The organism is Streptomyces sp. NPDC004667 (genome assembly GCF_040609475.1).
GTDB lineage: Bacteria > Actinomycetota > Actinomycetes > Streptomycetales > Streptomycetaceae > Streptomyces.
This window is the reverse complement of record NZ_JBEXKC010000018.1, coordinates 15,309-27,577: the sequence shown is the minus strand read 5'-3', so window position 1 is coordinate 27,577 and position 12,269 is coordinate 15,309. Positions and strand designations below refer to the sequence as shown.

The following is a 12,269-nucleotide window of genomic DNA, read 5'->3' as shown; positions in this document are numbered from 1 at the left end:
GGCCGATGCGGCTGCGGGCCGGTGCGCCTGCGCGGGCGGATCGCCTACGCGGGCAGGTGCGCCTCGATCGCGGCGATGACCTCGGGAGCCTCGGGCTCGGTGCGCGGACGGAAGCGCGCGACGACCTCGCCGGCCGGGGAGATCAGGAACTTCTCGAAGTTCCACTGGATGTCCCCCGCCTCGCCCTCGGCGTCCGGGGTCAGCACCAGCTCGCGGTACAGGGGGTGCCGGTTCTCGCCGTTGACCTCGGACTTCTCCAGCATCGGGAAGGTCACGCCGAAACCGGCCGCGCAGAAGGTCTGGATGTCCTCCGCGGTGCCCGGCTCCTGACCGCCGAACTGGTTGCAGGGCACACCGATGACGGTGAAGCCCTTCTCGGCGTACTTGAACTGCAGCCGGGCCAGCCCCGAGTACTGCGGGGTGAGCCCGCACTGGGAGGCGGTGTTCACGAGGAGGACGGCCTTGCCCTTGTGGGCCGCGAGGCTGGTGGGCTCGTCGTCCAGGGTGGTCAGCGGGATGTCGTACAGGCTCATCGGGCTCTCCTCGGCAGGCAGGGGAAGAACGGGCGGGCACGGGCCCGCGCCCTCCGAGCCTAGGCCCCCTGCGCCACCAGTTCGTCCGCCGGGTCGTTGACCGGCTGCGGCACGCCCCTCAGGTCCATGACGAACAGCGGTACGGCCAGTTCGTCCGCCCGGCTCCGGGCCTCCTCCGTGTACCCGGCGAGGGAGAAGTAGACGCCGGTCGCGGCGGCCGTCAGGCCGTTCAGCCAGACGCACTCCACCGCCCGCAGCCCGACCGGGGCCGTGGTCGGGTCCACCTGCGCCACCACCCCCGGGGCCCGCAGGTCCGCCGCCGCCGAGGGGATCGCCACGCCGTCGGGCCGCCGCACGTCCTGGAAGCCGAGCCAGCGCAGGTACAGCGCGGCCGTCACCACCGCGTCCGTCCCCGTACGGATGGTCACCGGCCGGAACGCCGGCCGCGCGACTGCTCCCGACCCGGAAGCCGAACCGGCTCCCGGTCCGGCTCCCGACCCGGCTCCCGCCTCCGCACGCGGATCCGCCCCCGCCGGTGCAGTCCGGCCCCCCGCGCCCGCTGTCGCCGCGCCCGCTGTCGCCGGGCCCGCCGCCTCCGTGCCCCCGTCCGCCGCCGCCCCCGGCGGGCGGACCGGGACCCGGACCACCGTTCCGCACGTCCCGCAGCCCAGCTCCGGCTGCGGCCACTCGCCCTCCCGTCCGCAGGCCCCGCACCGCACCACCACCCAGCTCTGCGACCAGGTGCGGTGCGTCAGCGGCCGGGCCTCGGCCGACGGGTCCAGGGGAGGGGCCACGGGGTTTCCGCAGGCGCAGGGGAAGGAGGGGGCCGCGTAGCCGTTCTCGCGCCCGCATCCCGGGCAGCGCACCCGTACCGCTTCCGCCATGTGACCCGGCCCCCTCCGTCGCCGTGCGTGCTCCCATGCTCCACCACCGGCGACCGCCGGGGCGGGCAGGGGCGCGGATTGCCGCCGGATCCGGCCGAAGGACCGGCCATTTGTGCAACTCACCGAACGAGATGCGCCTTTTGGTGGGTTCCGAGGTGCCCCACCGCCTTGACGTGCGCGAAGTGGCCGCTTAGCTTGTTCCGTATAGCAGAACAAAAATTCCGCATTACGGAAAAAGTCTGACCGCCGGACCCGCAGGAGAACTCGATGCCTCGTATGACAGCCGCCGCCGCTGCAGTGGAGATCCTCAAGCTCGAGGGTGTCGAACAAGCGTTCGGTGTCCCCGGCGCCGCGATCAACCCGTTCTACCGCGAGCTCAAGAACGTGGGCGGGATCGGCCACACGCTGGCCCGCCACGTCGAGGGCGCCTCGCACATGGCCGAGGGGTACACCCGCGCCAAGGCCGGCAACATCGGCGTCTGCATCGGCACCTCGGGTCCCGCCGGCACCGACATGATCACCGGCCTGTACTCGGCGATCGCCGACTCGATCCCGATCCTGTGCATCACCGGTCAGGCTCCGGTCTCGAAGCTCCACAAGGAGGACTTCCAGGCCGTCGACATCGCCTCGATCGCCAAGCCGGTCACCAAGAAGGCCACGACCGTCCTGGAGGCCGCCCAGGTTCCCGGCGTGTTCCAGGAGGCCTTCCACCTGATGCGCTCCGGCCGTCCGGGCCCGGTCCTGATCGACCTCCCGATCGACGTCCAGCTGACCGAGATCGAGTTCGACCCGGAGACCTACTCCCCGCTGCCGGTCTACAAGCCGCAGGCCACCCGCGCCCAGGCCGCCAAGGCCCTGCAGTTCCTGCTGGAGTCCGAGCGCCCGCTGATCGTCGCCGGCGGCGGCATCATCAACGCCGACGCCTCCGACCTGCTGGTCGAGTTCGCCGAGCTGGTCAACGTCCCCGTCATCTCCACCCTGATGGGCTGGGGCACCATCCCGGACGACCACGAGCTGGCCGCCGGCATGGTCGGCGTGCAGACCGCGCACCGCTACGGCAACGCCACGTTCCTGGAGTCGGACTTCGTCTTCGGCATCGGCAACCGCTGGGCCAACCGTCACACCGGTTACAACCTGGACGCCTACACCAAGGGCCGCAAGTTCGTCCACGTCGACATCGAGCCGACCCAGCTGGGCAAGATCTTCGCCCCGGACTTCGGCATCGCCTCCGACGCCAAGGCCGCGCTGGAGCTCTTCATCGAGATCGCCAAGGAGCTCAAGGCCGAGGGCAAGCTGCCGGACTTCTCCGCCTGGGCCGCCTCCGCGCAGGAGCGCAAGGCGACCCTGCAGCGCCGCACGCACTTCGACAACATCCCCCTGAAGCCGCAGCGCGTCTACGAGGAGATGAACAAGGCGTTCGGCCCGGAGACCCGCTACGTCACCACCATCGGCCTCTCCCAGATCGCCGCCGCGCAGTTCCTGCACGTCTACCGGCCGCGCAACTGGGTCAACTGCGGCCAGGCCGGCCCGCTCGGCTGGACCATCCCGGCCGCCATCGGTGCCGCCACCGCGGAGCCGGAGACCCCGGTCGTCGCCCTGTCCGGCGACTACGACTTCCAGTTCATGATCGAAGAGCTGGCCGTCGCCGCCCAGCACAAGGTCCCCTACGTCCACGTCCTCGTGAACAACGCCTACCTGGGCCTGATCCGCCAGGCGCAGGGCGGCCTCGGCATCAACTTCGAGGTCAACCTCGAATTCGAGAACATCAACACCCCGGAGCTCGGCGTCTACGGCGTCGACCACGTCAAGGTCGCCGAGGGCCTGGGCGTCAAGGCCATCCGCGTCACCGACCCGGACAAGCTGGGCGAGGCCTTCGAGGAGGCCAAGAAGCTGGCGCAGGAGTTCCAGGTCCCGGTCGTCGTCGAGGCCATCCTGGAGCGCATCACCAACATCGCGATGAGCAAGACGGTCGACATGAGCGACGTCACCGAGTTCGAGGAGCTGGCGACCGAGCCGGGCCACGCCCCGACCGCGATCCGCCCGCTGTCCGTCTGACGGTCCGCGCCCCCGGCGCGGTGATCACCGCGCCGGGGGCGGTGTGACGGCACGGAACGGCCCCGTACCTCCTCAGGGAGGTACGGGGCCGTTCCGCGTGCCGTGGACCCGTCCGGTCAGCCGGGGTGCGGGCCCAACTCCGCGTCCACCGCGCCCTCCAGCAACGTCCGGGCCCGCTCCAGCTCCATCGAGCCGCTCAGCCAGCGCTCGCTCAAGCCCTCCACCAGGGAGTTCAGCCGCTCCGCCACGTCCAGCGGGACCGCGGCCGGATCGGCCTGACCGGCCGCCTGGGCGTCCGCCACGGCATCGGCGGTGTCCCGGTTCCAGTTGCGGGTGGACTCGGCGAGGGCGGCGCGCAGGTCCGCGTCGAAGATGGCGGTGGCCCGCAGCTCGCCCCAGGCGATGCTGTTCTCGCGCACCCGGGGGGTGTCCTGGAGCTCGCCGAGCAGCAGCTGGAGCAGGACGGCCCGGGCGTCCTCGGTGCCCTCGACGGCCTCGTCGGTGTAGACGGTGGCTCGGTCGCTGATGAAGGCGAGGGTGCGCTGGACCAGGCCGGCGCGGTCCTTGAAGTGGTAGTAGATGAGGGCGGTGGACACCCCGGCCTCGGTCGCCAGTTCCTCGACCCGCAGCCCTCTGACGCCGCTGCGGGCGATGACGCGTACGGCTGCTTCCAGGATCAACGATTGACGGTCGGCCACTCTTGCTCGCACCCCTTGCTCGGACGGACTTGACTGACCTTTCAGTCAGATCGCAACGATAGCCCGCGCGGCCCCGCCGTGGACCCGTCCCGGGCCCTCAGTCCTCGCGCGATTCCCCGGCCAGACCGCCGATCAGCACCTCGATGCCGAGCGCCAGTCGGGCCGCGGCCGGCCCCGCGGCCAGCTCGGCGGTACTGGCCGCCAGGTGCGGGTGCCGGGCGGGATCGAGCCCGGCCAGGCGCTCCTCGATGGAGATCCGCTCGTGGCGGGCGTCCAGGGCGCCCTGGAGGGCGTCCGGGCCGTCGCCCGCCGCGGGGTCCGCGGCGCCCACCTCGTAGGTGACCGCGCCGATGTGCAGGGCGATCAGATCGCAGCCCCAGGCCGCGCGTTGGCGGGGCACGCCGCCCGCCAGCAGCAGGCCGAGGATCCGGTCGAACAGGTCCAGCCAGGCCGGGGCGGTGGGGATGTCGCCGAGCGAGACCCGGCCGATGCCGGGGTGGGCGTTGAGGGCGTGGACCACCTCGACGAGCAGTCCGGCCAGCTGGTCGCGCCAGTGCGCCGGCTCGATCACGGGCAGCGGGACCGTCGCGATGACGGAGTCGTGCATCAGGCGCAGCAGTTCGTCGCGCTGGGAGACGTACACGTACAGGGACGCGGGTCCGGTGTCGAGCTCGGCGGCCACCTTGCGCATGGTGACCGCGTCGAGGCCCTCGCGGCGCAGGACCCGCAGCCCCGCGTCGACGACGGCCGCTTCGCTGAGCGGCGGTTTGGCGGGGCGCGAGCGGGTGCTGCGGGAGCGGGGCGGTGTCGGCGGCATGGAGGAAGGCTAGCACTTGACAGCGAACGGTGTTCGTGGCGAACGTTGTTCGTAACGAACACCGTTCGTCAAGCGGGTCGCGTCCATCCGTCCGCGCTCGCTCCGTTCCAAGGGGGAGAACCCGATGAATCCGCCGCACCGGCCGAAACCGCCGTACCCGCACCGCTGGGCCGTCCTGGCCGTGGTCCTGGCCGCCGAGGTGATGGACCTGCTCGACGCCACCATCACGGGCGTGGCCGCCCCCGCGATCGCCGCCGACCTGGGCGGGGGCCGCGAGACCGCCCAGTGGCTCCAGGCCGGCTACACCCTGCCCTTCGCCGTCCTGCTGATCACCGCCGGCCGCCTGGGGGACCGCTACGGGCGCCGACGCCTGTTCCTGCTGGGCGCCGCCGGGTTCACCCTCGCCTCCGCCCTGTGCGCCTTCGCCCCCGGCCCCGCCTGGCTCATCGCCGCCCGGGCCGCGCAGGGCGCCTTCGGCGCGCTCCTGCTGCCCCAGGGCTTCGGCATCGTCAAGGAGGTCTTCGAGGGTCCGGAACTGGCGCGGGCCCTGGGGCTGTTCGGCCCGGTGATGGGGCTCTGCGCGGTCGCCGGGCCGGTCCTGGGCGGACTGCTCACCGGCGCGGACCTCCTCGGCTCCGGCTGGCGCCTGGTCTTCCTGGTGAACCTGCCCGTGGGCCTCGCCGCCCTGCTGGGGGCCGCCCGCCTGCTCCCGCACGGCGTGCCCGACAGGGGCCTGCGCCTCGACGTGCCGAGCATGCTGCTGGCGGGGGCGGCCTCCGGAGCCCTGGTCTACCCCCTGGTGCAGGGGCGGGAGCTGGGCTGGCCCCTGTGGAGCCTCCTGACGGCAGCGGCCGGGCCGCTCGGCTTCTGGCTGTTCGCCCGGCTCCAGCACCGGCGCTCCTCCCCGCTGATGGCCCCGGCCCTGCTCGCCAACCGCGGGTACACCAGCGGCATCGCGGTGGCCGTGGCCTTCTTCGCCGCCTTCACCGGGCTGATGCTGGTGCTCTCCCTGTTCTTCCAGGGACCCCTGGGGCTCTCGCCGGAAGGTGCGGGCTATGCCGTCGCCCCCCTCGTCCTCGGGATCGCCGCCACCGCCGGCCCGGCGGGCGCCCTCGCGGCGCGGCACGGCCGGGCGGTGATCCAGGCGGGCATCGTGCTCACCGCGCTCGGCCTCGGCCTGCTGGCCGCCACCGCGGACGGAGCCGTTGACGGCTGGCGGCTGCTGCCGGGTACGGCGGTGACCGGCCTCGGGATGGGCCTGGTGATCCCGCCGCTCTTCGACGTGATCCTGGCGGGTGTGGCCGACGACCAGGTCGGCTCGGCCTCCGGAGTGCTCAACGCGGTGCAGCAGCTGGCGAACGCCGTGGGCGTGGCCCTGCTCGTCACCGTCTGGTCGGCGTTCACCGACCACGGCCGCGGCCCAGCCGAGGCCCTCGGGGGCACCGCGCTCGCCACGGCTGCCCTGCTCGTCGTCGCCCTGCTGCTCTCCGCCCGGCTGCCGCGGACCGCGCGCGCCTGAGCCCGTACGGGGGAACGGCAAAGCGCCGAGTCACGGGACCGTCCGTGACTCGGCGCTCTGGTTGGTGACCGCCCGACGGAGCGAGGCTGGCGCGACAGGACGTTCGCACCGCCGGGCGGAGACTGGGGGAGGGTCCTCCCGCTCCACGGGCAGGGGCTCTGTGCGTGGCCCCTGTACGTGGAGGAGGAGAAGGGTGGCTGGGACCGCGACGGGCGGTGACGAGAACTCCGGCGTCGTCTCCCTCAGGTCAAGAGACGGGCCTCGGAACCCATTACCACCGCACTGGCTCACACGCCCGTCACGGTCCTCGTCCTGCCCTCACCGCGTACCACCCCTCATCCGGGTCCGCGGTGCGGGCTAGCACCCGGGGCATGACCTCCCGTCAGGCCCCAGGTACAACTTGCGGCTCAGGCGTCGCGCAGGGCGCGGACGGCCTCCTCGACGCGCTTGCCGTAGTCGGCGTCGGCGGCGTGGAAGTGAGCCAGGTTCTTCTCGATGACGTCCTCCAGGGTGACCTGGGAGAGACCGCCGGCGATGTTCGCCACCAGACGCTCCTTCTCGGCCTCCGACATCAGACGGTAGAGCTCACCGGCCTGGAAGAAGTCGTCGTCCTTGGTGTGGGCCGGGGCCTCGTGGGTGCCCGTGTAGCCGGAGACGGCCTTCGGGGCGCCGAGCGCGAGACCGGTCTCGGCCGGACCCTGGTACGAGTTGGGCTCGTAGTTCTTGTCGTGGCGCGAGCCGTTGCGCAGCGCCATGACGCCGTCGCGGCCGTAGTTGTCGGCCTGCGTCGCCTTCGGGGCGTTGACCGGCAGCAGGGTGTGGTTCACACCGAGGCGGTAGCGCTGGGCGTCGGCGTACGCGAACAGGCGGCCCTGGAGCATCTTGTCCGGCGAGGCGGTGATGCCCGGGACGAAGTTGTTCGGGGAGAAGGCGGACTGCTCGACCTCGGCGAAGACGTTGTCCGGGTTGCGGTCGAGGACCAGACGGCCCACGCGCTGCAGCGGGTAGTCGCTGTGCGGCCACACCTTGGTGAGGTCGAACGGGTTGAAGCGGTAGTCCGCGGCCTCGGCGGCGGGCATGACCTGGACGTAGAGGGTCCAGCTCGGGTTCACGCCGCGCTCGATCGCCTGGAGCAGGTCGGTCTGGTGCGAGTTGGCGTCCTTGCCGACGACCTCGGCGGCCTGCTCGCCCGACAGGCAGCGGATGCCCTGGTTCGTCTTGAAGTGGTACTTGACGAAGAAGGCCTCGCCCTGGGCGTTGGTCCACTGGTAGGTGTGGGAGCCGTAGCCGTTCATGTGGCGGTAGGACGCCGGTATGCCGCGGTCACCCATCAGCCAGGTGATCTGGTGCGTCGCCTCGGGGGCGTGCGCCCAGAAGTCCCAGACGTTGTCCGGCTCCTGCTTGCCCGTGAAGGGGTCGCGCTTCTGGGAGTGGATGAAGTCGGGGAACTTGATCGGGTCCTTGATGAAGAACACCGGGGTGTTGTTGCCGACGAGGTCGTAGTTGCCCTCTTCGGTGTAGAACTTCAGGGCGAAGCCGCGCGGGTCGCGGACCGCGTCCGCGCCGCCGAGCGAGTCGGCCACGGTGGAGAAGCGCAGGAAGGTCTCGGTCTTCTTGCCGACGGTGTTCAGGAACGCCGCGCTGGTGTACGCGGTGACGTCGTCGGTCACCTCGAAGTAGCCGTAGGCGGCGCTGCCGCGGGCGTGTACCACGCGCTCCGGGATGCGCTCGCGGTTGAAGCGGGCGAGCTTCTCCAGCAGCTGCTGGTCCTGGACCAGGAGCGGGCCACCGACGCCGGCGGTGGCGGAGTTCTGATTGTCGGCGACCGGGGCGCCGGACTCGGTCGTCAGCGTGCGCTTCGACATGGTGACCTTCCGTACGGGACAACTGTTGACGGAAAGCGTCTTCCGTCATGCGAAACAGCCTAATTTCGGCGTGAACTCATCGTCAACAGTTTGTTGAAAGAAAGAAGAGAGGAGAGGTGATCCGGACGGTGCCGGCACTTGGGCGCGACAGGACAGGTGTCAGCACCGGCACCATCCGGAAACTCGGGCCCCCGTTCGTGCGGGGGCGGGCGGCGGCCCGGGACAGCGGGCCGCCGCGGGGGGTGGATCAGACCTGGGCGCCGGAGAGGCGCTCGACCGCGCGGAGCAGCGCGGAGTGGTCCAGGCCGCCGTCACCCTGGGCGCGCAGCGAGGCCACGAGCTGGGCGACGACCGCGCCGACCGGAAGGGCCGCACCGACGTTGCGGGCGGCGTCGGTGACGATGCCCATGTCCTTGTGGTGCAGGTCGATCCGGAAACCGGGCTTGAAGTCGCGGTTCAGGAAGTTGTCCTTCTTGCGGGTCAGGACCGTGGAGCCGGCCAGACCGCCGTTGAGGACGTCCAGGGCGGCGGTGAGGTTCACGCCCGACTTCTCCAGGAAGACGACGGCCTCGGCGCACGCCTGGATGTTCACCGCGACGATGAGCTGGTTGGCGGCCTTCACCGTCTGGCCGGAGCCGTGCGGACCGCACAGGACGATGACCTTGCCGAGGGCCTGGAGGACCGGGAGGGCCTCGTCGAAGTCGGCCTGCTCGCCACCCACCATGATCGACAGGACGGCCTCGATGGCGCCGGCCTCGCCGCCGGACACCGGGGCGTCGATGACGCGGATGCCCTTGGCGGCGGCGTTCTTCGCGAGGTCGACCGAGGTCTGCGGGGTGATCGACGACATGTCGATGATCAGCGCGCCGGACTTCGCGTTCTCCAGGATGCCGTTCTCACCGTAGGAGATGGCCTCGACCTGCGGGGAGGCGGGCACCATCGTGATGATGACGTCGGCGTCCTTGACGGCCTCGGCGATCGAGCCGGCCGCGGAGCCGCCGGCGGCGGCCAGGCGGTCCAGCTTGTCCTGCTCCAGCGTGAAGCCGGTGACCGAGTAGCCGGCCTTCAGGAGGTTCTCGGCCATGGGGGAGCCCATGATTCCGAGGCCGATCCAGGCGATCTTGGGGAGGGTGCTCATGATGAGGGTCCTTCTCTTGATGCTTCGTACGAAAAGTGCGTGGGGTGCCCGGCTGATCGCCCGGACTTGGTCCGCCTAGCGGGCGGCGCGGGCCTCGGCGGGGAGCCAGGCGAAGGACGCGGCGGCGTCGGCGGCCTTGTACTCCAGGCCTACGTAGCCCTCGTATCCGGCCTTCTTCAGCTGGTCCAGGAGCGCCTCGAGGGGCAGCTCGCCGGTGCCGGGGGCACCGCGTCCCGGCTTGTCCGCGATCTGGACGTGGCCGGTCTTGGCGGCGTACTTTTCGATGACCTCGGAGAGGTCCTCATCGTTCATCGCCAGGTGGTACAGGTCGAGCAGGAACTTGGCGTTCCCGAGGCCGGTGGCCTCGTTGACCTTGTCCACCACCTCGATGCCGGCCGGGGCGCTCACCAGGGGGTAGAGCGGCGACTCGGGCTTGTTGAGGGTCTCGATCAGGAGGATCGCACCCACGCGGTCCGCGGCCTGCGCCGCGACGACCAGGTTCTTCAGGGCCAGCTCGTCCTGCACGGCCGGGTCGACGCCGTCGACCCGGTTGCCGTAGAGGGCGTTGAGCGCCTTGCAGCCGACCGAGGCGGCGAAGTCCGCCGCCACGTTGATGTTGGCGTTGAAGCGGTCCGACTCCTCACCGGGTACCGAGACCGCGCCGCGGTCCGGGCCCGGCAGCTGGCCGGCGTAGAAGTTCAGGCCCACCAGCTGAGTGCCGGCGTCCTCAAGAGCCTTCTTGAGGGCGTCCAGCTCTTCCTGGGCGGGGGTGGGGGTCTCGATCCAGGGCCACCACAGCTCGACCGCCGTGAAGCCCGCCGCGGCGGCGGCCGCGGGGCGCTCCAGGAGCGGGAGTTCCGTGAAGAGGATCGACAGGTTCACATCGAAGCGCTGGTCCGTGTATCCCATGAGGGGTGTGCGCTCCTTCCGTATTGCGGAAGTTATTTTCTGCTTGATGGAAGACTGCATGGGTCCCGGCGCGGATGTCAAGTGCGGACTCCCGAAAAATCCCGACCGCGCAGTAGGTTGACCTGCGTGCGATTGAGAGTGGAGTTCACGACCGAGCCCTTCGACCTCGAAGAGGCCCCCGCCCACGCCGTGGCCGCCCGCGAGGTCATCCAGAAGGCCCAGCTGGACGCGGTGGACGTCGGCCCGTTCGGCAACACGGCCGAGGGCGAGTCCGACCGGGTGCTGACCGCGGTGGCCGCGCTGCTGCGCGGTTCCCTGGAGGCCGGGGCGACGCGCGTCTCGCTCCAGGTCAACGTGATCGGGGAGGACACCCCGTGACCGAGCCCCGCGACCACCCCTTCGTCGCCGCGGTCAAGCCGCTGGTGGACGCGATGGGGGGCGAGCTGATGGATCCCGCGCTGGCGCAGCCCGACGACGTCGTGCTGTCGTGGGAGGGCCGGGAGCTGCTCGCGGTGCGCCTGCCCCAGCTCTCCGACTCGCTGGACCACATCCTGGCGGCCCTGGAGCGGCGGCACGGCGTACCGTTGGCGCAGCTCGACCGGAAGTCCAAGCAGGACGTGGTGCGGATACTGGAGGCGCGGGGCGCCTTCTCCGTGCGGCACGGCGTGGAGACGGTCGCGGGAGCCCTGGGCGTGAGCCGCTTCACGGTCTACAACTACTTGAACAGGGACGCCGGCGCCCCGAAGGGGACCAAAAGCAGCCAGGAGTGAAGGTAGATTCACCCGCGGTGACCAGCCGCCGCCCAATTCACCCGGGCGGCGGCTTTTGTGTACGGGAAGTTTCAACAAAGTGTTGACGCCGTGTTGTCGAGGGCGTTAGCTATGCGCAGCCCGTCAAAGCAACAACAGGCCACGGAGGCCTACCGTGACTTCGAGTCCGACCCCGGGTCTCACCCGGTTCAACGCCTTGGACGACAGCGCGGCCGCGGCCGAGCTGCACGAGGTGTGCGCCAGCTCGGCTTGGGGGAGCAAGATGCTCGCCCAGCGCCCCTTCGCCGGCGCCGAAGCCCTTTTCTCGGCCAACGAGTCCGCCATGGCGGAGCTCACCGCCGAGGACCTGGGCGAGGCGATGGGAGGCCACGCGCCGATCGGCCGGCCGAAGCCGGGGGACCCGACCTCCGCCCGCGAGCAGCGTGGCATGGCCGGTGCCTCGGAGGAGCTCAAGAACGAGCTCCTCGAACTGAACCTGGCCTACCAGGACAAGTTCGGCCACGTCTTCCTCATCTGCGCCACCGGTGCGACCGGTGAGTTCATGCGGGACGCGGTCAAGGTCCGGATCGACAACTCGCCGGAGCGGGAGCGCGAAATCGCCCGCGGCGAGCTCGTCAAGATCAACCGGATCCGTCTGACCCGTCTCGCCGAACTCGCAGAAGAAGGAGAGTGAGCATGAGCACCGCGACCACCGCGTCGGTGTCCACGCACATCCTGGACACCAGCATCGGCAAGCCCGCCGAGGGCGTCGCCATCTCCCTGTCGGCCCGCACGGGCCTGGACGGCGAGTGGGCGGCCCTGGGCGGCAGCGCCACCGACGCCGACGGGCGTTGCAAGGACCTGCCGGCGCTGCCGGAGGGCACCACACACGTGCGTCTCGATTTCGAGACCGAGACGTACTTCTTGAATAAGCACAGCGAAAAGAAGCAAGCCGAGGCGCAGCAGGACGCCCCCCGCGTAAGGGACAGCGGTGCGTTCTTCCCCGAGGTAACCATCACCTTCGCGGTGAACCCGGGCGAGCACTACCACGTACCGCTGCTGCTCAACCCGTTCGGCTACTCCGTTTACCGAGGGAGCTAGT

Annotated in this window: 13 protein-coding genes; 6 read left to right on the top strand and 7 right to left on the bottom strand. The window is 70.8% G+C overall.

The window, feature by feature from the left end:
• Positions 1-44 precede the first annotated feature (44 nt).
• Both ABZW32_RS13005 and ABZW32_RS13000 read right to left on the bottom strand, forming a co-directional pair.
• Complete coding sequence (locus ABZW32_RS13005) at positions 45-533, bottom strand: glutathione peroxidase (protein WP_356214835.1); 489 nt, start codon at positions 531-533, stop codon at positions 45-47.
• 59 nt (positions 534-592) lie between these two features.
• Positions 593-1,417, bottom strand: a complete 825-nt coding sequence (locus ABZW32_RS13000; protein ID WP_356214833.1) for a hypothetical protein — start codon at positions 1,415-1,417, stop codon at positions 593-595.
• 267 nt (positions 1,418-1,684) lie between these two features.
• Between ABZW32_RS13000 and gcl the strand changes: the two genes are divergently transcribed.
• Positions 1,685-3,472 (top strand): glyoxylate carboligase, encoded by a 1,788-nt coding sequence (gene gcl / locus ABZW32_RS12995; RefSeq protein WP_356214831.1) that lies wholly within the window; start codon positions 1,685-1,687, stop codon positions 3,470-3,472.
• A gap of 116 nt (positions 3,473-3,588) precedes the next feature.
• On the opposite strand, the gene ABZW32_RS12990 is transcribed toward gcl, so the two are convergent.
• Both ABZW32_RS12990 and ABZW32_RS12985 read right to left on the bottom strand, forming a co-directional pair.
• Positions 3,589-4,170, bottom strand: a complete 582-nt coding sequence (locus ABZW32_RS12990) for a helix-turn-helix domain-containing protein (protein ID WP_356214829.1) — start codon at positions 4,168-4,170, stop codon at positions 3,589-3,591.
• Between the two features lie 97 nt (positions 4,171-4,267).
• Positions 4,268-4,987: a TetR/AcrR family transcriptional regulator gene (locus tag ABZW32_RS12985; RefSeq protein WP_356214827.1), complete on the bottom strand. Its 720-nt coding sequence runs from the start codon at positions 4,985-4,987 to the stop codon at positions 4,268-4,270.
• Positions 4,988-5,111: 124 nt separating this feature from the next.
• Here ABZW32_RS12985 and ABZW32_RS12980 point away from each other — a divergent pair, with 124 nt between their 5' ends.
• Positions 5,112-6,506, top strand: a complete 1,395-nt coding sequence (locus tag ABZW32_RS12980; protein WP_356214825.1) for an MFS transporter — start codon at positions 5,112-5,114, stop codon at positions 6,504-6,506.
• 407 nt (positions 6,507-6,913) lie between these two features.
• Here ABZW32_RS12980 and ABZW32_RS12975 read toward each other — a convergent pair whose 3' ends face one another.
• The 3 genes from ABZW32_RS12975 to ABZW32_RS12965 form a co-directional block, all read right to left on the bottom strand.
• Positions 6,914-8,371 (bottom strand): catalase, encoded by a 1,458-nt coding sequence (locus ABZW32_RS12975; RefSeq protein ID WP_266843586.1) that lies wholly within the window; start codon positions 8,369-8,371, stop codon positions 6,914-6,916.
• A gap of 247 nt (positions 8,372-8,618) precedes the next feature.
• Entirely contained in the window at positions 8,619-9,509 is an 891-nt protein-coding gene (locus ABZW32_RS12970; RefSeq protein ID WP_356214823.1) for a 2-hydroxy-3-oxopropionate reductase, read from the bottom strand.
• 75 nt (positions 9,510-9,584) lie between these two features.
• On the bottom strand, positions 9,585-10,418 hold the full coding sequence (locus tag ABZW32_RS12965; protein WP_280916738.1) for a TIM barrel protein: 834 nt from the start codon (positions 10,416-10,418) through the stop codon (positions 9,585-9,587).
• A 126-nt stretch (positions 10,419-10,544) separates the two neighbouring features.
• Between ABZW32_RS12965 and ABZW32_RS12960 the strand changes: the two genes are divergently transcribed.
• The 4 genes from ABZW32_RS12960 (at position 10,545) to uraH (ending at position 12,268) form a co-directional block, all read left to right on the top strand.
• The gene (locus tag ABZW32_RS12960) at positions 10,545-10,796 is read left to right on the top strand and encodes a thiamine-binding protein (RefSeq protein ID WP_266843592.1); all 252 of its coding nucleotides are present in this window, start codon (positions 10,545-10,547) and stop codon (positions 10,794-10,796) included.
• Entirely contained in the window at positions 10,793-11,188 is a 396-nt protein-coding gene (locus ABZW32_RS12955) for a helix-turn-helix domain-containing protein (RefSeq protein ID WP_356214820.1), read from the top strand. The genes ABZW32_RS12960 and ABZW32_RS12955 overlap by 4 nt, the downstream gene beginning before the upstream one ends.
• Before the next feature lie 154 nt (positions 11,189-11,342).
• Positions 11,343-11,861, top strand: coding sequence for a 2-oxo-4-hydroxy-4-carboxy-5-ureidoimidazoline decarboxylase (uraD, locus tag ABZW32_RS12950; protein WP_356214818.1), 519 nt, complete (start codon positions 11,343-11,345; stop codon positions 11,859-11,861).
• A gap of 2 nt (positions 11,862-11,863) precedes the next feature.
• The gene (gene uraH / locus ABZW32_RS12945) at positions 11,864-12,268 is read left to right on the top strand and encodes a hydroxyisourate hydrolase (protein WP_285542184.1); all 405 of its coding nucleotides are present in this window, start codon (positions 11,864-11,866) and stop codon (positions 12,266-12,268) included.
• The last annotated feature ends 1 nt before the right edge of the window (position 12,269 follow it).